The sequence below is a fragment of the Alienimonas californiensis genome (assembly GCF_007743815.1).
GTDB classification, from domain to species: Bacteria; Planctomycetota; Planctomycetia; order Planctomycetales; family Planctomycetaceae; genus Alienimonas; species Alienimonas californiensis.
In genome coordinates, this window is the sequence record NZ_CP036265.1 from 930003 (window position 1) to 950039 (window position 20037).

Consider the following 20037-nt stretch of genomic DNA (forward strand, 5'->3'; position numbering starts at 1 on the left):
GCCGGAAGACAGAACCGGGCGAATCCGCAAACTTCGCCAAGCCTGACTCACGATTCCGTCGGTGCGACCCGATCTATCCCGATAACCGGACCTGCCGTTCGACCCGACGTAGATCCTCCCGACTTGGGGGGCCGCGTCGGGCTGGGGGCGGCCGGTCTGTCAATGCCCTTTGGACGTGCGGGATGGAGATCGGGATGACTCACACCAACACTCGCGCTGCCGCTCACGAGACGGCCGGTCGGTCGTTCGCGTCCCTAGGGTCCGGCGGAGACCGGTCTGGCGAGCGTTCGCCAGGGTCTTCCGCCTCCGACTTCCCCGCGTTCGCCCCGGCGGCGTCCGTCCCCCCGGCCCCTGCCCCTCGGCAGCAAGGACTTCCCGTGCAGAGAGCCACCGACCGCCCCCGCCGTCTGCCGGCCTCGCCGGGCTTCCTCCGGCCGACCCGTGTCGGGACGGTTCGCGAGGGGGCGGCTCGCGAGGGGGCGGCGGCGACCGTGCGGCGTTTGTCCGACGCCCTGGCTCAGGAATTGAATCGGGCGGCCCGGCAACTCACCGGCGCGATCGGCCGCAAGGCTCGCGCCGCCGGGGCGTTGGCGGCGCTCGCGGCGCCGATCGGCGGCGTCACGCCGGAGGCCCTCGCCCAGACCGGCTACGGCCCCCCGCCGGCGCCGGCGCCGGGCGTGGTGCAGTTCCAGCCCGGCCCCAATCCGGGCTACGCCGATCCGCGGCAGCCGTTCACTGAACCGAACGGGCAGAACCCCCTCTTCGCGACCCCCAACGTCCCGTTCAACGTGCGGGGCCGGGTGGAAAGCAACATCGGCGACGGCCGCGGTTACGAGGACGGCTACACCCGGGGCAGCGCCTTCTTCCCCTGGGTGACGCTCGACGGCAACAGCCTGTTCTTCCTCGACGCGGGCGGTTTCGGCTCCTACGACCGCGGGGCCGGCCTGAACGTCGGCTTCGGCGCCCGGCGCTATCTCGCCGGGTTGAACCGGATCGTGGGCGCCAACGCCTGGTTCGACCTCGACAGCAACTTCGACAACGACGTCGCCGACAGTCTCGACACGGACGTGTCCTTCACCCGGTTCGGCCTGGGTCTGGAGTCGATCGGCGAGCTGGTCACCGTGCGGGGGAACGCCTACATCCCGCTGAACGATTCGGAAGTCCTCTTCAACAGCCTGTCCGCCCCCGCGTTCGTCGGGAAGAACATCGCGCTGACGGAGACGACCGTCGAGCGGTTGTCCTACGGCGGCGTGGAAGGCGAAATCGGCGGTCCGCTGCCGGTCCTCGGGACGTACGGGGCCAGTGGGTTCGTGGGGGCGTACGTGCTGGCCCATGACGACGCGAACAACGTGGTCGGCGTCTCCAGCCGGTTGGACCTGCGGGCGTCGGAGGCCGTCAACGTCGGCGCCCAGCTGACCAGCGACGACGTGTTCGGCACCAACGTCTGGCTCAACTTCACCCTCGCGACGCCGCAGGGCAGCTGGTACGACTTCATGCGGACCGGCTGGTTCCAGCAGCCGGAGGTGTACAACCGGATGGACGACGCCGTCGTTCGCCAGCACCGCGCGATGACGAAGGATCAGCTGACCAGGTTGCAGGAGAACCTGCAGAACGCGGACGGCACCGACATCATGGTCTGCCACATCGACCCGACCGCCGCCGGCGGCGACGGCAGCGTGGAGAACCCCTACGGCAGCTTCTCCCCGCTGCTGTCCGGCAACAACTGCCTGGACGACAACTGCGACATCGTCCGCGTGATCGCCTCCCCCGGCGCCACCACGCTGGTGACCGACGGGCCGATCAACCTCGCCGCGAACCAGCAGCTGCTGAGCTCCGCGGAGCGGCAGTTCATCAGCGCCCAGTTCCGCGGCGCGTCCGCCCGCTACGAACTGCCCGGCTTCACCGGCGGGACCCGGCCGACGCTGCAGAACGGGATGACGACCCCCAGCTACGTCATCGGCCTGAACGACAACAACGTCGTCAGCGGGTTCACCATCAGCGGACTCGGCGGGAACGGCCTGCCCATCCACGACGGCATCATCTCCGTTGGCGACTGCGAAGACCTGCCGGCCGACTTCAACACGCTCGCCAGTCACGAGGCGATCACCTCCTTTAACATTAACCGGAACACCTTCCTGTCGGTCCGGGACGGCGTCGACATCGAACACGTCGGCAACGGCCGTGGCGTGTTCACCGGCAACACGCTCACCGGCAACGGCGTCGCCGGCCTGGGCCCCGGCGCCCCCGGGTTCAACATCAGCGGCGCCGGCTTCGACGTCGAAGCCCAGGGCGGCAGCCTGACCCTGATCGCCACCGAAAACACGATCACCAACTTCTTCGGCGAGGACGTGAACCGCGACGGCGTCGTGGGCGTCGGCGAAGACTTCGCCTTCCCGCTCACGCCCACCGAGGGCGCCGGCGAGGTGAACGAGGGCTTCGGCATCCGCGTCGCCGCCCTCAACGGGTCGACCGTAAACTCCTTGCTGGCGGACAACACGGTCACGAACAACGAGACCGGCGTCTCGATCGAGGCCGACGGTTCGACCCAGGTCGCCACTCTCCGGGGCAACACCGTCTCGGATAACGGCGGCCGCACCGCCGGCGTCCAGATGCTCGCCGACAGCGGGGCGAACCTGACCGCCACGCTGAGCGACAACACCGTCCAGAACAACGGCCTGGCGCCGACCGCCGCCAACCTGCTCCGCAACAACAGCTTCACTCCGGACCTCGGCTCCCAAATCCTCGCCCAGGTGGACGGCGACCTGACCGGCACCGGCGGCAGCACGCTGAGCCTGAACCTGCAGGACAACACGATCTCCAGCACGACCGCCGGCTCCGACATGGTGCTGGTGGAAGCCGACGGCACCGTCGGCACGTCGAGCACGGTCAACTTCCTGGCCCAGGGCAACGACCTGACCGGCCGCGCGCCGCAACTCGCCAACGTCACGGGCGGGGTCGCGACGTCCCCCTATCCGGAGCGGATCGGCGGGATGATCCTGGACGTGCAGAACGCCACCCTGAACGCCCAAATCGGCGGTCTGGCCGACGGCGACGGGAACACCGTCACGCAGGCGGCCGGCGCCGGCATCGCCGTGCTGGCGGCCGGCGGACCGGCGACCAACGTGAACCTGCGGATCGAGAGCAACGTCGTCTCCGACACGGCGTTCGACGAAGTTAATATTCCCATCACCAGCGTCGGCGGCGGCGGCCCGACCGTGCCCGGCCAGACCGGCAACTCCGTCCTGGCCGCCGACTTCGACAACGTGTTCGTCGCCCAGAACAACACGAACCAGCTGACGCCCTACCAGGGCGACGGGATTTACGTCCGCGTCGGCGGACAGGCCAACATGAACGGGGCCGTCATCAATCGGAACGTCGTCACGGGCGCCACGCCGGCCGGGGCTTTGGGCCTCGGCAACCTGCCGGGCGACGGCATCCAAGTCACCGCCGCGGGCAGCGCCGTCGTCACCAACCTGTTGATCGGCGACCCCGGGCCCCCGGGCGGCAACGGCAACGTCGTCACCGGGAACGCCAGCGGCATCCTGGTTCGCCGGCAGGACTCCGCGACGATGGACGGCACCCGGATCATCGACAACGTCGCCCTGGGCAACGCCGTCGCCGGCCTGACGTTGCAGGGTCTCGGCGACGCGACGGACGAGTTCGACGTCACCGTCGCCAACAACAACCTCTCCAGCAACAACCGCCTGATCACCGGCGTCGGCTTTGACGACCGGGCCGGCCTGCGGGTCGAAAGCGGCTCCAACAACGTCACCCGTCTGAACGTGGTGAACAACCAGATCCGCAGCAACGGCTCGGACGGCATCCTGCTGACCAACAGCGCCATCGACGGCACGCTGCTGCGGAACCCGCTGACGGACGTCGGCACGATCGTCGGCTCGATCGCCAACAACGACGTCGCCAACAACGCCTCCTACGGCCTGCACAGCGTCGCCGTCACCGGCACGCTCGGGCTGGGCGGCTTCGATCGGGCCGAAGCCCTCGCCGCCAACGAACTGTTCGTCGAGCAGAACGCCATCGTCGGCAGCGGCCTCGCCGGCGTGCTGCTGCAGGGCGCCGGGACGATGCGGTTCGAGGACAACCTGATCGCCGGCAACGGCTCCGCCCTCCCCGCCGGCAGCGGCGCCGGTATCGATATCGAGGGCAACTACTTCGGCCTCAACTTCAACCGGGACATCGTTCAGGGCAACTTCGGCGACGGCGTGGAGATGGTGTTCAACGATCCCATCTTCAGCTACGTCCGCTTCACCGACCTGAAGGTGCTGGACAACGCGGACCGCGGCTACGACATCCTCAACCAGGGGAATGCCTACAGCCTCGTGGACATTTCCGGGACCACCACCCCGTCCCTGGCGGACCCGACCGCCGGCTCCGTCATCAGCGGCAACGGCGGCGAGGCGACCTACATCGTCAACACCGCCAGCACGACGCAGACCCAGACCGGGCCTACGCCTGAGCCCAGCGGCCTGAGCGTCGCCGCCCTGCAGGACGGAAACGAAGACCACGGCCTCGAACGGGACGGGGCGTTCCAAGGCACCGCCCCCCGGCTGAAGTTGCTGTACGAGAACAACCTCGTCACCAACAACGGGCAGGCGGGCACGTTCGACTCGAACGGCCTGGTCATCCGGGTCGGCACCAGCGACGGCGGCGGCGGAACCGGCGACACCGGCGGCTTCGCCTCCAACGTCTACACCGCGACCGCGGGCACCCCGCCCGGCACCTCCGGCGACGTCTTCTTCGACAACTTCGACCTGGGCCGCGGCGGCGTGGCGGCCATCGTCCAGAGCAACACCTTCGCGGCGAACGCCGGGACCCAGGTGCTCTTCGAAGGCTTCACCAGCACCGTCGATCCGCCGAACACCACGTTCGGCACCGGCGGCGAGCCGACCGGTCCCATCACCAGCTACGAGAGCGATCCGAAGTCCCGCCTGGACCTGGTGTTCAACGACAACGTGTTGACAAGCAACTCCGGCATCGTCCTCGACGGCGCCGATACGGTCGGCGCCTGGTACGACAACGCCGACCCGGCCAAGTCCCGTCCGTTCGACAACGACAACAACGGGGCGACCCCCTTCACCCCGGGTCAGTTCCCGAACAACGTGGACCGGACCCGTCGCCGCAACGCTCAGCGGCAGGACATCCCGCCCGGCGCCGTCGCCACCAACGGCGTGGACAACTCGGCCTTCGCCTACCCGCTGGTCGGGTTCGGCGAGAGCACCTTCCGGGTCAACTCCGCCGACCCCGGTCTCGTCTCCCCCGTCACTGGCGAACTGCTCGTGCCTGGCCTGAACGGCTCTGGGACGAACACGATCAACGGAGGGGCCGTGACCAACGACTTTGCCTTCGGCCTGATCTCCAACTCGATCCGCGTCGGCACGGTGCCCGGCGAGGACGGCGTGCAGGGCGGGAGCAGCGACTTCGTCTGGAACCTCGAGTAGTCCCCCCCGGGGGAGCCGACGCCACGGCGAACCGACGCCGCCCCGCACCCGCGGGGCGGCGTTTTTCTTTGGTTCGGCGTCAACCCGTCGACCGCGGTTTAGGAGCAAGGCGACGCCGCGGGCTTGGAGCGGAGAAGGAGGCGTGCTCGGAGCGGGAGGGACGGCGGACCCGCTCCGTCCGAACGAAGGGCGTCTGCGGCGGCCTGCCCGCGGCCCGACGCCGGTCCCCTTCGGGCTCCCCGCGGGCTCCCCACAGGTGCGGCCGGGGGACGTGCCGGGTTCGGTCGCGTGCGCCCCGGCCCGTCGGCGATCCTGCGCGACGCTTCCCCGTTCCCTTTGCAGGTCGCGACCGTGCTCTCCCGCCCCCGCCGCCGTTCTTCCCTGTTGCTGGCCGCGCTGCCGGCGTTCCTTCTGCCGCTCTCGCTGGTCGGTTGCGGCGTCGAAGACCGCGGCGGCGAAATCCGACAGACGGTCACGCCCGAGGAGGCCGCCGCGGCCCAGGCGGAACTGGACGCCAGCGAGAAGTAACGGCCGCGCCCGGCCTGCCCGCACCGCCGCGCCGAGCCGCACGTCGGCTGAGTCGAAGCCGCATGACGGCCGAAACGAACGAACGCCCCGCGCCCGGGGTCGGGCGCGGGGCGTTCGATGGGTCGCGACCGTGCCGCGGCCCGGCGACGTCGCCGGACCGCGGGGCGTTACTCCCGGGGGCGGCGGGGCGTCAGTACCCCTCGGGCGTCTCGCCGCCGTCCCGGCTGCCCAGGGCGCCCCAAACGCCGTAGGGGCTGCGGGCCTTCACGACGTTCGCGGCGGAGGCGCGGCCGGCCGTGACGGAGTTGATCGTCTCGGAGATGAACGCGACGCTGCCGTCCCCCATGACGACCTGCACCCCGCCGGTGTGGTAACTGCCCGCGGAGACGACGGACCCGTTCTCGTGGTTGCCGCTTTCCATGCAGCTCGCGGAGTTGGGGGGGAGAATCGTATTAAATCCGGTCACTTCCGGCACCCCGTCCACCCAGGAGCAGCCGCGAGGGCGGATCGAACCGAACCCGCTCCCGTAAAACCCCGGCTGATTCGGGTCTTCGACGGCGTTCAGACAGGAGACGACCGGATCGGCGAAGATCGCGGCGGGGTCGCTCGCGGGTTGCACGGCGTGGGTGAGGAGCCGCAGCGCCGTCCGGACGTTGGACCGTCCGAGCTCGGACATCAGGATGGTCGAGGTCGTCCCGTCGCGCAGGCTCCGCAGGCCGTTCCACTCGCCGAACGCGAAGGCCCCCCGGTGCGACGCCCGATTCCCCTCGTCCCCGTTCCCCTCGCCGTTGTCCCCGTACGAGAAGCAATAGTTCGTGTCCCCCCGATTGACGGGCTCCTCGTCGTCGGACGGGCACAGCAGGCTGTTGATCTGGGTTTTATAAGGCGGATAGTTCGAACCGCCGTCGTCCCAGGTGTCGCGGGGGCCCATCGCGGGGAAATCGACGTTGCCGTCGGCGTTCGTATCCATGGGCTTGCTGATCTGATTCCACAACGCCGTCTGGTCCAGGAACGGCGCGAGCGGGATCAGCCCGGAATGCCGACGCTGGTTCGAGCCGCCGGTGTAGCTCGTCGCATTGTAACGCGCGGCGGGAAAGGTCTTGTACGTGCTATGATAGTTGTGCAGCGCCAGGCCAAGTTGCTTCAAATTGTTCTGGCACTGCGCCCGGCGGGCGGCTTCGCGAGCCTGCTGGACCGCGGGGAGCAACAGACTGACCAGGATGGCGATGATCGCTATGACCACCAGCAGTTCGATGAGCGTGAACCCGCGCCTGGCGGCCCGATTCGTCGACGTACAATCGCGACAGTGGGTCAACATGAGAGCGCCTCTCGAAAGCCTAAAAGGCCTTGCGATAAAGAGGATTGTGGAAGGAACCCGCGGAGGTGCGGCGTCGACCGAACCGGCGAATGCGGCACGCATCAACGGTCGGCTATGCTAGGGCGTCGATGCCCTCGACACAACGCGCCGCCGCCCGCCCCCAGGTCAGTCCCCCGTCAGGAACTTGCCCACCGGGCCGAGGGCGTCGACGTGGTCGCAGAGAATCTTCATCGCCGCCAAAATCGGCACCGCCAGCAGGGCGCCGGGCACGCCCCAGATCCAGCCCAGCAACAGCAGCCAGGCGAAGATCACCGGGGCGTTCAAGTTGAGCCGCTCGCCAAGGATGCTGGGGGTGATGAAGTTCCCCTCCAACGTCGTCCAGCACAAATACAGCGCCGGCGCCAGGAACATGCGCAGGCCCTCGAACTCCCCGAACGACACGAGCGTGACGATCGCCGCCCCGAACACCGCCCCGACGTAGGGGATGTAATTGAACAGGAACGCCAGCGCCCCCCACAGCACGGCGTTCGGCATGCCGATGAGCCACATCGTCGAGCCGACCGCCACCCCCAGGCCGGCGTTGATGACCGTGACGGTCAACAAATAGTTCCCGATCGCCGCCTGCGCGTCGCCGATCAGCACCCGCACCGCCCGCTTGTCGCGGAAGTGGGGCGTCAGTTCGATGCACTTGCGGGTGAACACGTCCCCGCTGGCGAGCAGGAAATACAGCAGCACCACGGTGGCGAAGGCCAGCGTCAGCACGTTGCGGGCGGCGTTGAACACGTCGTCGCCCAGCAGCTCCCCGGTCAGTGAACTCGTCACGTCAACGGGGATCTCCTCTGCGTCCGCCTCCTCCGCCGCTTCCTCTTCGAGGATCGCCTGCGGGTCCCGCTCGACGACCTCGCGGGCGCTTTCGGCGGGGTCGACGGCGGCGTCGGCCGTGGCCTCGGTCTTCTCGACCTTGGCCGTCAGGTTATAGAACGCCTCCAACTCCGGGGCGTATTGCCGCTGAATCTTCTGAATAATCTCCGGGGCTTCCGCGAACTGGCTCTGCACCGCGGGCAACACCGCGGCGGCCAGGCCCAACAGCGCCGCGCCCGCCGCGCCGAGCACAATTCCCGCGCCGATCGGCTCCGGGATGCGGCCGCGTTTGAGCGCCCGCACCAGCGGGGAGAGCAGCAGGTTCAGCACCGCCGCCGCCGCGATCGGCAGGAACACGCCGCGGGCCAGGAACATCACAGCCCCCAGGGCGATCAACGTCAGCGCCAGCAGACTGAACGCCGACACCCGCAGCGCCACGACCGGGGGCAACTCCAGATCGGCGATCTCCGCGGTGCGCGAGGCCTCCATCGGGGCGCTCGCCGCCGGCCGCGGCGTCTCCTCCAGCAGTTCCTCGGTGAACGCCTCCTCGTCGTGGGTGCGTTCCAGTTCGTCCAGCACCTCGTCCGGGGCGTCCGCCAACCCGGAGGGCGAATCCCCTTCATCGAGGGTCCCCGCCCCGGCGGCGGCGGATTCGTCCAGAACCGCGGCGTCGTCCCGGGCGGCCGTCATTGCAGGTCCCGGACGACGTTCGCCGCGTGCTCCGGGTGGGGGATGCCGTAGGCCCGGATTTCCAGGTCGTCCTGCCCGCTGCTGGACAGGAACAGGTCGCCCACGCCGAACAGGCGATCCAGGCCGGACTGATCCACCTGGAGGTTGCGGACGTCGTCGTGCTGGATCTCGGTCGTGTCCCGGGCGATCAGGCCGAACCGGAACGTCGTCCGGCGGCCGGTGATCGTGAGGGTTTCGAACCGGCTCCGCAGCCACCAGACGAGCAGCGGGATCGCCCCGAGCAGGATCAACACCCCGCCGATCCCCGCCAATACGGTCCCGCCGATCGCCCCGCTGATGGGCTCGATCACCCCCCAGCCCAATCCGCCGATCAGCCCGCCGATCGCGCCGACGACGCCCAACGCGATCGCCAGCACGGCCAGAAACGCTTTGCCCGGCCGGTTCCGGAACGCGGCGGGATGGGTGACGAACACGACCTCCTCCGTGTCGCCGCCGCCGGGGTCGACGACGTAATCCGCCTTGGCGCCCGGTTCGTCGCGGATCGGTTGGGCGACGGGCACGCCCAATTCGAACGGCTTGTGGCAGCGGCGGCAGTCGATCCGCTCGCCCATCAGCACCTCGGCGACGGACGACTTCGCCCCGCAGTGCGGGCACTGGTAGGTCAGGTGCTGCACCTGGGCGGCGTCCCCGCCGGCCTCGGCGTCTCCCCTATCGGGCTGGCTGGTGGGAACGTCGGCCACGGCGGGAGGGAGCGTGCGGAACGGGGCGAATCGCGGCGTGCGGCCCGCAGCCTACGACCGCGCAGGGGCGACGACCGGCGGGGGAACCCCGTGCCGCGGCGGGGGGAGGCCCCGGGGCCGTCGCCGGGGCCGCCCGCGCCGTCCCCGGCGGGGTTGAACGCCGCGGCCGCTCCGGCGACCGTCCCGGCGTGGTTCGACTCCCCGCCCCCGCTCCGCTGCTCGTGGCGCTACTGAGCGTCACGGCGCCGGCCCTCGCCCCGGCCTCCGCCCCGGCGGCCTTCGCCCAGGACGCCCCGCCGGCCACGACCGATCCGGTCGAGCCGACGGAGGGACCGGATGAACGGCTGTCCGGTCAGACGATCGACGTCGACGACGAGACCGACGACGAGGCGATCGCCGCCGCCCTGGAGGTGCGGCTCCGACGGCTGGAGGACGCCGGCTGGATCGTCAATCCGTCGGTGCGGGTCGGCGACGGAATCGTGACGCTCCGCGGCGTCTCCGACACGCCGGAACACCGCGCCCGGATCGCGGAACTGGCTTCCACGGTGGGCGGCGTCTCGGTCGTCATCAACAACCTCACGGTCGCCCCGCCGGACCCGTTCGATCTTTCCCGGATCACCGCCACGCTGCGGGGTTGGCTGACGAACGCGGTCGCGGCGGTGCCCTACGTGCTGTTCGCGCTGGTCGTGCTGGGGCTGACGTTCTTCGCCGCCGGGCTGGCCCGGCGGCTGGCCCGACGGGTGCTGGGCCCGCGGATCGAAAACCCGCTGCTGGAAACGGTCGCGGTCCGGGCGGTGGCGATTCTGGTGGGGATCGTGGGGGTCTATCTGGTGCTCAGCGTCAGCGGGCTGACGGGCCTTGCCGCGGGGGTGCTGGGCGGGGCGGGCCTGGGCGGGTTGGTGGTGGGCTTCGCCTTTCGCAACATCGCGGAGAATTTCCTTGCCAGCGTGCTGCTGAGTGTGTCCCAGCCGTTCCGGGCCGGGGACGTCGTGGAGATCGGTGCGGAAAAGGGCGTCGTGCAGAAGGTGACCACCCGCGGCACCTGGTTGATGAGCTTCGAGGGCAATCATATTCAGATCCCCAACGGCACCGTTTATACGTCCGTGATCCGCAACCTCACGGCGAACCCGAACATGCGGCTGAACTTCGTGGTCGGCCTGGACTACGCCGACGGCGTCGCCGAGGCCCAGCAGGTGATCGCCGACGCCCTCCGCTCCCACCCCGCGGTGCTGACCGACCCGGAGCCGATGGTCCTGCTGGACGAACTGGGCGCCAGCACGGTGAATTTAAAGGTCTATTTCTGGTGCGACGGCGTGGCGAACAGCACGTTGAAGGTTCGCAGCAGCGTGATTCGCACGGTTAAACGGGCCGTCGAGGACGCCGGCCTGACGATGCCGGACGAGGCCCGCGAGGTGATCTTCCCGAAGGGCGTGCCGCTGCGGGGCCTCCCGCCCGCCTGGACCCACGACGGCCGGGGCGAGGACGGCCGGAGCGACGAGGGGGCCCACGGCCCGGCGGCGGCCTCCCCCCCCGAGCAGGCCGGCCCAACACAGGCCGACCCAAACAAGGCCGACGACGCCCCCGCCGTGCGGATCCTTACGCCGGAGGAGCCGATCGTCAGCGCCGGGGAGGGGAACCTGTCCAGCGACACGCCGGAATTGAACGATCAGGCCCGCCGCAGCCGCGACCCCGACGACGCCCGGGATTTACTGGCGGATTCGCCGGACGCGCCTAGGTCTTCCCCGGACCGGGCCTCCCCCGACCGCCCCGCCGCCCCGCCGCCCCCGAGCCCCCGCTGATGCCCCGTCGCCGCTCGCCCCTCCCCGCGTCGGCGAGCGCCGTCGTTCGCACCGCCCTGGCGCTCGGCCTGACGGCGACCGTCGCCGCCGCCGCGCCGCGACTGCTCCAGGAGCCCCCCGCCGCCGAGGCCCCCGCCGATGAAGTCCCCGCGGACGGGGAGGCCGCGGAGGGACCGGAGTTGGAAATCGCTCAGGTCATCCCCGTCGAGCAGACGGTCGACGACGACAAAATCGCCGCCCGCATCACCGCCCTGCTGACGACCTACGATTACATTAAGAACCCCGGCGTCACTTCCGAGGGCGGGGTCGTCAAGCTGACCGGCACGACGGACGTCAGCGCCCATAAAGATCTGGCCCGCGACTGGGCGAAGCGGGTCGAGGGGGTGTTCGGGGTGCAGAACGACATCGTCGTCGATCGCTCCTTCAATGCGCAGCGGGCCTGGACGCAGGTGCGCAGCAGCGTGCAAACGTTGTGGGAGGACTTTCTGGAGCAATCCCCGCTGTTGCTCGTCGCCCTCGTGGCGCTGCTGCTGACCGGCGTGCTGGCGAAAATCGCCCGCTTTATTTTCAGCCGCACGCCCGGCTACGGGAAGCTCCGCAGCAGTTTGCAGGACCTGCTGGAGCAGTTTTTGGTCGTCGGCGTGTGGGTGCTGGGCGTGCTGATCGCCGCCACCGTCGCCTTTCCCGGCGTCACGCCCGGCAGCCTGATCGCCACGCTGGGCCTCGGCGGCGTGGCGATCGGCTTCGCCTTTAAAGACGTGTTCGAAAACTTCCTCGCCGGGATCTTCATCCTCTGGAAGTTCCCCTTCGACCGCGGAGACTTTATCGAGTGCGGCGAGGTGAAGGGCAAGATCCAGCAGATCACCATTCGCAACACCCTCGTCCGGCAGCCGGACGGGGTGCTGGTCGTGATTCCCAACGCCGACCTGTTCAAGAACCCGGTGGAGGTGCTGACGAATTGGAAAAGTCGCCGCGTGACGATCACCTGCGGCGTGGCCTACGGCGAGGACGTGGACGCCTCCCGCGAGGTGATTCATCAAGCCGTCGCCGGTTGCGAGACCGTCGAGAGCCGCAAGCCGATCGAGATTTTCGCCGACGAGTTCGCCGACAGCAGCGTGAACTTCAAGATCAGCTGGTGGGCCGACCCGACCCCGCTGGGCGAACGGCAGAGCCGCGATCAGGTCGTTTCCGCGGTCAAACGGGCGCTGGACGACGCCGGCATCGAGATCCCCTTTCCCCAGCGGACGCTGTGGTTCAAGGAGACGTTGAACCTCTCGAACCGCGACGACGACGGCGGTTCGAACGGCGACGGGACGTCGAACGGCGGATGACGTCGACCGCTACTCGGCCGCGGCCGTGAACGCGGCGGTCGAGGGCGGTTCGGAGCGTCCTTTTTCCGGCGCCATCGCCGGATAGCTGACGAGATAGTGATTCTCGTCGACGAAGTTAAAGAGGTAGTGCGTGGCGTCCCCGGGCAGCGTCGCTTCGGCGCGTTCGCCGTCGAGACGGGCGGGCAGGCGATACCACTCCTCGTATCGCTCCCCGCCGTTGTTCGTATAGATCAGGTCGGCCCGTACGACGTTCGCCCCCCGCTCTTCGAACGTCGCCCACACGACGTTCCCGTCCCGGCCGTGGTCCAGCGGACGGCAGACCTTCGCCCGCTCCGGCCCCGCGCGGCGGGCGTCGGGATTGAGATACGGAGCGCTGGCGTTCATCGCGGCGAGGCGTCGTTCGAGTTCCGCGTTCATCGCCGCGGCCCGCGCCGGCCGCTCCGCGGAGAGGTCTCGGGCTTCTTCAAGATCGACGCGGTTTCCCCCCTCGTCGTACAGTCGGAACAGATCCAGCCCTTCCTGCCCCGGCAGCAGCGTCTCGCCCCAATTGCGCACGAGTTTCTCCCCGCCGATACGGATCGTGGACTGCATCGGCCCGTGGGGGAAATGCCAGACCATCGTGTCGCGGGGGGCGCCGTCGCTGTCGAGTAACGGCGGTCGATCCGCCGGATCCGCCGCCAGGTAGGAAGCGAGGCTTACGCCGTCGAGCCGCTGCGCGACAGGCCGTGGGGCGCCGGTCCATTCGAGAATCGTCGGATAGAAGTCGAGTCCGTTGACCATCGCGTCCGATTCCGCGCCGGCCGGGACGCCGGGGCCGCGGACGATCAACGGTACCCGCACGCCGCCCTCCTTCGCGTTGATCTTGCCTTTATCAAGCGGGGCGTTGTCGGTGATAATCTCGCCGGGGTGCTTCTCCATCCCGCCGTTGTCGGACGTAAAGATCACATAGGTGTTCTCGGCCAGTTTATGCCCCGGCCGTCGCGGGTCGTCGGTCTCGTCTAAATAGCCGATCACCTCACCGACGTAATGATCGAGCATTTCCACCATCGCCCCGTAGAACGGGTTTTGTTGCCCTTCCAGAAGCCATTCCTCCGGCTCGGTCGGAAACGGGACGTTCATCTTCTCGCAATACTTCCGCAGCAGCGCTTCGGAACGGGTGTGAATCGGCGAGTGAACCAGCCAGGTCGCGTGGTAGAGGAAGAACGGCTCGGCTTTGTGGGTGCGAAGGAAGGTCAGCGCGTCCTCCGTGTTCTGATCGAAGGGGAAGCCATCTTCGTCCAGGCGATAGGGGTCGTCTTCGGCGACGGTCGCGAAGTCCGTCAGGCGATGGGGCCGCTGCGAGGAGGTCGCGCCGCGATCGGAGCGGGTGAAGTCGAACCCCTGATCCTCCGGCTGCGGGAAGGCGTTGTGGTTGATGGCGACATGCCATTTGCCGACGTGCCCGGTCGTATAACCGTACGGCTTCAACGCCTCCGCGATCGTGACGTCGCTGAGCGGCATCCGGCCGCTGTACCAGGGGGAGATCAGCGGCGAAGCGGGGCTGTGCGGGGCCGGCGGGGCGCCGCCGACCACATGCGTTTTCTGGGCGCGCGCCGGGTGCGTGCCGCTCAAGATCGCCGCCCGCGAGGGGGCGCAGGTCGGGGCGGGCGAATAGGCCTGCCAGAACTTCGTCCCCTGCGTCGCCAACCGATCGATATTCGGCGTTTCATAGGGGCACGGTTCGTCGACGTCGTAGCAGCCGACGTCCTGCCAGCCCAGATCGTCGGCCAGGATCAACACGACGTTGGGTCGCGGCTTCTCCTCGGCGCTGAACGCATTTGTCCATGCGCTCCAACAAACCGCGACCGTCGCCGCAAACCGAAAACGACCAGAGCGAACCATCAACCGACTCCCGTAGGCGCTGCGAACCGACGACCACTGTGACGCGACGATTGCGTGGCGGCAAGGCGCCCGGAACGCACACGCCCCGGACGCTGCGAAGCGTCCGGGGCGCGGAATCAAAGCGGCGGTCGTTCGCCTTACGTCACGGCAGGATCAACGCCACGCCGCTGACGGCGGCGGCCTGCACCAGCGCCGCCTTGGCGTTCAGCGGGATCTGGTAGCACAGCTTCGGGGCGCAGTCGCCGGGGCGGTAATAGCCCAGCGGGGTCTCGCATTTATGCGGCGGGTCCAGCGCCATCTGATACGGCAGGCCGATCAGTTGCACGCCGAACTTCCCGACGGACGCCGCCGGCTGGAGCACGCCGTGGTGATGGCCGTACCGTTCCAGGTTCACGTCCTGAAAATAGAGCGGGTTGTAGGTGATATTGGGCGCCGCCCAGCGATACTGCACCGGCAGCACGGGCCGCGGCTGATAGGGCGCCGTGGAGAGCGGCGCGACCTCCGGGCAGAGGGCGACGCGGTCCCCGTCGGCGTCCTGCGGCGGGCAACCCTCCGGCCGGGGACAGAGGTTGCGGCAGGGGTCGTCCGGGTCCGGGTACGGGTCGTAATCGGCGAACGGCAGGATCGAGCGGATCCCCGCGGGGTCCCGCACGTCGCGGATCGGCCGGTACAGGGCGGACGGCCCCCCGTCGAACTCCCGATCGTCCGGCAGGCCGAGGTTGTCCGGCAGACCGAGCCCGGGCAGACCGAGGTCGTCCAGACCCAGGCCTTCCAGATCGATGTCCAGATTCAACCCGTTCCCAACCGGCGGCTGGGGGGCCGGCATGTCGTCGGCTGACGGGTCGGCGGGCGGCTGCTGGGCGTCCTGGCGATGCCGCACCGGAGCCGCGGGGGTTTCGTCCCGCAGCCGGGCCGGGGCGTGGGGGAGCAGCACGGGAACCGCCTCGGCCGCCTCGGGCGAACCGGCTTTGCGCCAGCCCCCGGAGTACTGCTGCAGGGCCGCTTCGGGATCGCGGCGCCGCAGGCGGTTCATTACCTCCGCCCCGCGGTCGACGGACGGTTCCGACCCGGTTTGCGGGGCCGAACCCTGTTGGGCGAACCCTTGCGGCGCGAAGCCGACCCCGCCCGCGGCGAGCGCCGCCGCGGTGCAAAACAGGGTCGCCCACCGTTTGCGGCGGGCGGCCCGGGGGGCGCGATTAGACCGGGTCGGCGCCGGAATACTCCGCGGAGTAGTTGGGCGCTTCCTGAGTGATGGCGATGTCATGCGGGTGGTTTTCCCGGACGCTCGCCGCCGAGACCCGCAGGAACCGAGGCTTGGTCCGTAGTTCGTCGACCGTGGCGCAACCCAGGTACCCCATCCCCGCCCGCAGACCGCCCACCATCTGATAGAGGAGGGGCGCCAGCGGGCCGCGATACGGCACCCGGCCTTCGACGCCCTCCGGGACCAGCTTGCGCGAGCCGCCGGCGGAACCGTCGTCACCGCTCCCATCGGGCGAACCGATCGACTGGCGATAGCGGTCCGCGCTGCCCTGTTCCATCGCCCCTAAACTGCCCATCCCGCGATACCGCTTGAAGCTCCGTCCCTGATACAGAATCCGCTCGCCCGGCGATTCGTCCAGGCCGGCCAGCAGTCCGCCGAGCATCACCGTGCTGGCACCTGCGGCGAGGGCCTTGACCATGTCGCCGGAGTAGCGAACGCCGCCGTCGGCGATCAGCGGCACGTCGGTGCCCGCCACCCCCCGCACCGCCCCAGCGATCGCGGTCAGCTGCGGCACCCCCACGCCGGAGATAATCCGCGTCGTGCAGATACTGCCCGGGCCGATGCCCACCTTGACCGCGTCCGCCCCGGCGGCGGCGAGGTCCTTGGCGCCCTGCTCCGTGGCGACGTTGCCGGCGATAATGTCGACGTCGTGCCGCTTCTTCAGTTCGCGGACGGTGTCGATCACGTTCTTGGAATGCCCGTGGGCGCTGTCCACGACCAGCACGTCGGCGCCGCGGCGGATCAATTCGGCGGCCCGTTCGAAATCGTGCACCCCCACCGCGGCGCCGACCCGCAGGCGCCCGCGGTCGTCCTTGCAGGCCCGGGGATAGCGGCGGTTCTTATCGACGTCCTTAATGGTGATGAGCCCCCGCAGGCGGAACTGATCGTCCACCAGGAGCAGCTTTTCGACCTTGCTCCGCAGCAGGATCTGCTGGGCCTGCCGCAGGTCCGTCTCCGGCGGGGCGGTGACGAGATTGTCCTTCGTCATCACCTCGGAGATGCGGACGTCGGCGGTGTCGAGGAACCGCAGGTCGCGGGAGGTGAGGATGCCCCGCAGCTTGCCGGGGCCGCCGTTGGGGTCGGCGTCGACGATCGGCACGCCGCCGATGTTCCGCTCCGTCATGAGCCGTTTGGCGTCGGCGACGGTGGCCTCGGGCGGCAGGGTGACGGGGTCAACGATGACGCCGTGTTCGCTGCGTTTGACGCGGTCCACCTCCAGGGCCTGCCGGTCGACGGTCAGGTTTTTATGCACGACGCCGATGCCGCCCTCCTGGGCCATGCCGATCGCCATTTCGCTTTCGGTGACGGTGTCCATCGGGCTGGACAGCACCGGCACGTTCAGCCGGATGCGGCGGGTCAGCGGGGAGCTGACGTCGCATTCGCTGGGCATCACCTCGCTGTAGGCGGGTTCCAACAGCAGGTCGTCGAACGTGAGCCCCTCGGCGGCGATCCGGTCTTGCATCGGGTGGGAAGGTGGCAGGATGAAAGTGGAAGGGAGAAAGTGAGGGGCTGGTTCGCCGTCGCCGTTAGGCGGCGCGTTCGAGCGATTATTCTGCGTCGTCCGCGGCCGGTTCGAGCGCCGCTTCGGCCGGCAGCGGCGTGCCGGTGCGCTCGGCGTAGCGGGCGGCGGTCTCGGTGACGAGTTCGATCTTATAAAGCGGGATGTGCCGAACGCCCGGCGCGCCGGTCGGTTCTCTGTAAACGAACCCGTTCGGAACCAGACAGGTCAGCCGGCCGCTGCGACATTCGATCACGGTGCAAAGTTCTTGCGTCGGCCGGATCAGGCCGTCCGCGAGCCCCTGCCGCTCGTCGAACCGCCGCTGCGCGGTCTCCACCCTTCGGCGGATCACGGCGGCTTCCGCGGCCGAGTAGATCGTGACTTCCCCCTTCCACCGAAACGACGTACCGGCCGGTAGCAACTCCGGCAGCCCCGCGATCCAAGCCTCCCTCGGCGCGGGGGCAACGTCGGCCGGCGGGGCGGTAAGACATGCCAGCAAAATGACGGCGTACATCACTCTTCCTCGTCAGGCGAAGTGGAAGCGGACGGGGACGCGTTCTTCGCCTCGATCGCGTGATAAAAGGCGTTGCCCAACTCGCGCAGCTGCGTGGGGTCGAAGGCTTCGGCCCGGGCGTTGGGTTCGTAGCCCTCGGCGGCGAGGACGGCGTCGACCTCCGGTTTGTCCAATTGCTGGCGGTACATGCCGCACAGCACGCCCCGCATTAGCTTGCGGCGGTGATGGAACATCCGCCGCAGAAAGTCTTGGAAGAACCGCAAGTCCGCGATCTGATCGCGGGCGCGGGGGTTGGGGTTCAGGCGAATGACCGCCGAATCCACCCCCGGCCGCGGCCAGAACACGCTGGGCGGGATCTTCTTGAGAATTTTGACTCCCGCGAGGTTCTGCACCCAGGCCGACAGGGCCCCGTAACTCCCGCCGCCGCCGCCGGCGTCGCCGGCCTCGCCGGGGCGGGCGGCCATCCGCTGGGCGAGTTCGTATTGAATCATCGCCACCATCCGGCTCCACGGCAGATCGCTGCCGGCGAGGTTCGAGATAATCGGCGTGGCGATATTATACGGCAGGTTCGCCACCAGCTTGAGCCGCGGCGGCTCCTCCGGGTTGCGGGCGGCCAGCTTGTCCAACTCGGCCTGCACCGCCTCCAGCACGATCGGCGAGATTTTATTTTTGTTCTTGAGCGCGTCCGTCTGCAGCAGCGTGACGTTCTCCCGCTCCCCCAGGGCTTCGGAGGCCATTGCGAACATCGTTTTATCGACCTCCACGGAGATCACCGCCGCGGCGCCGTCGCTGAGGAACGCCGTCATCCCCCCGGTCCCGGCGCCCACTTCCAACACGACGTCGCGGTCCTTCTCGAGGTGGGCCTCCTTCACCACGAAGTCGAGAATGTTCAGGTCAATTAAGAAGTTCTGACCCAGATCGGTGCGCGGGTGCAGCCCGTGTCGCTTGAACAGCGACATGAGATGCGTGCGGGTCTGGCGGCGGGGATCGCTCAAAGGCGGGGGGGGCGGGGCGAAAGGAAATAGGCGGCGGGCGTCAGCCCGCGGAGCGGGTCAGGGCGAAGACGTCGGCAAGGGTGGTGCGTTCGTCCCACGTGGCCTGGAGTTCGGGCGAGATGCGATACTCCTCTTCAAGGACGACGCCCCAGTCATACAGTTCTTCGTTGTCGTCCAAGGCGAACGGACCGCCGACGGTCGCTTCGTCCCAGATGACGAAGGGCCGGTCGTCCGGTCCGAACTGCGTGGCGAGGTGGGGGGCGACGCGGAAGCACTCCGCGAAGCCGCGAACGAACCGGCGAATCTCGTCGTGCGGCGCGCCCGGGAACCGCCTGTGCCAACGGATCCCGCGGCACGACCGGCCGAGGTAGGGGTGCAGCGCGGCCCGCTTCCGCTGCGACAGAACGGTCTCGTACCAAACTGAGAGGGCGATGAACGCACTGAAGGCCGCCCCGTACGCGAACCAATGAGCGTGAGCGGCGAACCAATTCATCATCGCCCCGCCCTCGCCAAATGCGGGGCGAGCAGTTTTTGCACGTATTTGCCGAGGACGTCCGCCTCAAAGTTAACCCGATCGCCGACGGAGCGGTCGCCGAGGGTCGTTTCGTGCAGCGTGTGCGGGATCAGGGCCACATAGAACCCCCCGTCGCCGTCGGGGCCGAGGTGCGGTTCGCAGACGGTCAGGCTCACGCCGTCCACGCAGACGCTGCCCTTGTCCACCAGCAGTTCGGCGACGTTGGCGGGGGCCGTGAAGTGCATATTCAGCCACTCGCCGTCGCGGTCGAGCTTCGCCACGGTTCCGACGGCGTCGACGTGGCCCTGGACGAGGTGCCCGCCGAGGCGGTCGCCGGCCCGCAGGGCCCGCTCCACGTTGACGCCGCGGCCCTCGGACAGTTCGCCGAGGTTGGTGCGAGAAAGCGTTTCGGCGCCGGCCTCGAAGCTCCAGAGTTCGCCGGCCGGCCCGGCGATCTCGACGACCGTGAGGCAGCAGCCGTTGAGGGCGACGCTGTCGCCGAGCTTGACGTCGCCGGCGAGCGGTTCGCCGCGGCCGTTGGCGGGGGGAACGGCGAGGGTCAGCCGCACGTCGGAGCCGCGCTCGTCCAGCCGATGGACGACGGCTTTGGCTTCGACGAGGCCGGTGAACATGGGCGAGGGCGGGGCCGCA

Annotated in this window: 14 protein-coding genes; 4 read left to right on the top strand and 10 right to left on the bottom strand. The window is 69.0% G+C overall.

The features are described from left to right. Positions 1-500: 500 nt before the first annotated feature. Together CA12_RS03610 and CA12_RS21810 are read left to right on the top strand one after the other, a co-directional pair. Entirely contained in the window at positions 501-5456 is a 4956-nt protein-coding gene (locus tag CA12_RS03610) for an inverse autotransporter beta domain-containing protein (protein WP_145357523.1), read from the top strand. A gap of 351 nt (positions 5457-5807) precedes the next feature. After that, on the top strand, positions 5808-5984 hold the full coding sequence (locus CA12_RS21810) for a hypothetical protein (protein ID WP_165700530.1): 177 nt from the start codon (positions 5808-5810) through the stop codon (positions 5982-5984). 190 nt (positions 5985-6174) lie between these two features. On the opposite strand, the gene CA12_RS03615 is transcribed toward CA12_RS21810, so the two are convergent. The 3 genes from CA12_RS03615 to CA12_RS03625 all read right to left on the bottom strand — a co-directional run bounded on the left by CA12_RS03615 (position 6175) and on the right by CA12_RS03625 (position 9593). After that, positions 6175-7302: a DUF1559 domain-containing protein gene (locus CA12_RS03615; RefSeq protein ID WP_165700531.1), complete on the bottom strand. Its 1128-nt coding sequence runs from the start codon at positions 7300-7302 to the stop codon at positions 6175-6177. A gap of 165 nt (positions 7303-7467) precedes the next feature. Then, complete coding sequence (locus tag CA12_RS03620; protein ID WP_145357525.1) at positions 7468-8853, bottom strand: AI-2E family transporter; 1386 nt, start codon at positions 8851-8853, stop codon at positions 7468-7470. Further along, entirely contained in the window at positions 8850-9593 is a 744-nt protein-coding gene (locus tag CA12_RS03625; RefSeq protein ID WP_145357526.1) for a PH domain-containing protein, read from the bottom strand. Before CA12_RS03625 ends, CA12_RS03620 begins: the two co-directional genes overlap by 4 nt. Positions 9594-9781: 188 nt before the next feature. On the opposite strand from CA12_RS03625, the gene CA12_RS03630 reads away from it, so the two are divergent. Both CA12_RS03630 and CA12_RS03635 read left to right on the top strand, forming a co-directional pair. Further along, positions 9782-11392 (top strand): mechanosensitive ion channel family protein, encoded by a 1611-nt coding sequence (locus tag CA12_RS03630; protein ID WP_145357527.1) that lies wholly within the window; start codon positions 9782-9784, stop codon positions 11390-11392. After that, positions 11392-12723, top strand: a complete 1332-nt coding sequence (locus CA12_RS03635) for a mechanosensitive ion channel domain-containing protein (protein ID WP_145357528.1) — start codon at positions 11392-11394, stop codon at positions 12721-12723. Before CA12_RS03630 ends, CA12_RS03635 begins: the two co-directional genes overlap by 1 nt. Positions 12724-12732: 9 nt before the next feature. Here CA12_RS03635 and CA12_RS03640 read toward each other — a convergent pair whose 3' ends face one another. The 7 genes from CA12_RS03640 to CA12_RS03670 all read right to left on the bottom strand — a co-directional run bounded on the left by CA12_RS03640 (position 12733) and on the right by CA12_RS03670 (position 20018). Next, a complete protein-coding gene (locus CA12_RS03640; protein ID WP_145357529.1) occupies positions 12733-14604 on the bottom strand; it encodes a sulfatase in 1872 nt (623 codons plus the stop codon). 142 nt (positions 14605-14746) lie between these two features. After that, the gene (locus CA12_RS03645; RefSeq protein WP_145357530.1) at positions 14747-15637 is read right to left on the bottom strand and encodes a hypothetical protein; all 891 of its coding nucleotides are present in this window, start codon (positions 15635-15637) and stop codon (positions 14747-14749) included. A gap of 163 nt (positions 15638-15800) precedes the next feature. After that, a complete protein-coding gene (gene guaB, locus CA12_RS03650; RefSeq protein WP_145357531.1) occupies positions 15801-17327 on the bottom strand; it encodes an IMP dehydrogenase in 1527 nt (508 codons plus the stop codon). An 85-nt stretch (positions 17328-17412) separates the two neighbouring features. Further along, on the bottom strand, positions 17413-17877 hold the full coding sequence (locus CA12_RS03655; RefSeq protein ID WP_145357532.1) for a hypothetical protein: 465 nt from the start codon (positions 17875-17877) through the stop codon (positions 17413-17415). Then, on the bottom strand, positions 17877-18836 hold the full coding sequence (rsmA, locus tag CA12_RS03660) for a 16S rRNA (adenine(1518)-N(6)/adenine(1519)-N(6))-dimethyltransferase RsmA (RefSeq protein WP_242688115.1): 960 nt from the start codon (positions 18834-18836) through the stop codon (positions 17877-17879). Before rsmA ends, CA12_RS03655 begins: the two co-directional genes overlap by 1 nt. 76 nt (positions 18837-18912) lie before the next feature. Then, positions 18913-19368, bottom strand: a complete 456-nt coding sequence (locus CA12_RS03665; RefSeq protein WP_145357534.1) for a hypothetical protein — start codon at positions 19366-19368, stop codon at positions 18913-18915. Beyond that, positions 19365-20018: a riboflavin synthase gene (locus tag CA12_RS03670; protein ID WP_145357535.1), complete on the bottom strand. Its 654-nt coding sequence runs from the start codon at positions 20016-20018 to the stop codon at positions 19365-19367. The genes CA12_RS03665 and CA12_RS03670 overlap by 4 nt, the downstream gene beginning before the upstream one ends. Positions 20019-20037 lie beyond the last annotated feature (19 nt).

What these genes read in the sequence shown, in the direction of transcription:
- CA12_RS03615 (WP_165700531.1), bottom strand. Translation starts at nt 7,302, where the DNA reads ATGTTGACCCACTGTCGCGATTGTACGTCGACGAATCGGGCCGCCAGG.
- CA12_RS03620 (WP_145357525.1), bottom strand. Translation starts at nt 8,853, where the DNA reads ATGACGGCCGCCCGGGACGACGCCGCGGTTCTGGACGAATCCGCCGCC.
- CA12_RS03635 (WP_145357528.1), top strand. Translation starts at nt 11,392, where the DNA reads ATGCCCCGTCGCCGCTCGCCCCTCCCCGCGTCGGCGAGCGCCGTCGTT.
- CA12_RS03640 (WP_145357529.1), bottom strand. Translation starts at nt 14,604, where the DNA reads ATGGTTCGCTCTGGTCGTTTTCGGTTTGCGGCGACGGTCGCGGTTTGT.
- CA12_RS03645 (WP_145357530.1), bottom strand. Translation starts at nt 15,637, where the DNA reads ATGAACCGCCTGCGGCGCCGCGATCCCGAAGCGGCCCTGCAGCAGTAC.
- guaB (WP_145357531.1), bottom strand. Translation starts at nt 17,327, where the DNA reads ATGCAAGACCGGATCGCCGCCGAGGGGCTCACGTTCGACGACCTGCTG.
- CA12_RS03655 (WP_145357532.1), bottom strand. Translation starts at nt 17,877, where the DNA reads ATGTACGCCGTCATTTTGCTGGCATGTCTTACCGCCCCGCCGGCCGAC.
- rsmA (WP_242688115.1), bottom strand. Translation starts at nt 18,836, where the DNA reads ATGTCGCTGTTCAAGCGACACGGGCTGCACCCGCGCACCGATCTGGGT.
- CA12_RS03665 (WP_145357534.1), bottom strand. Translation starts at nt 19,368, where the DNA reads ATGATGAATTGGTTCGCCGCTCACGCTCATTGGTTCGCGTACGGGGCG.
- CA12_RS03670 (WP_145357535.1), bottom strand. Translation starts at nt 20,018, where the DNA reads ATGTTCACCGGCCTCGTCGAAGCCAAAGCCGTCGTCCATCGGCTGGAC.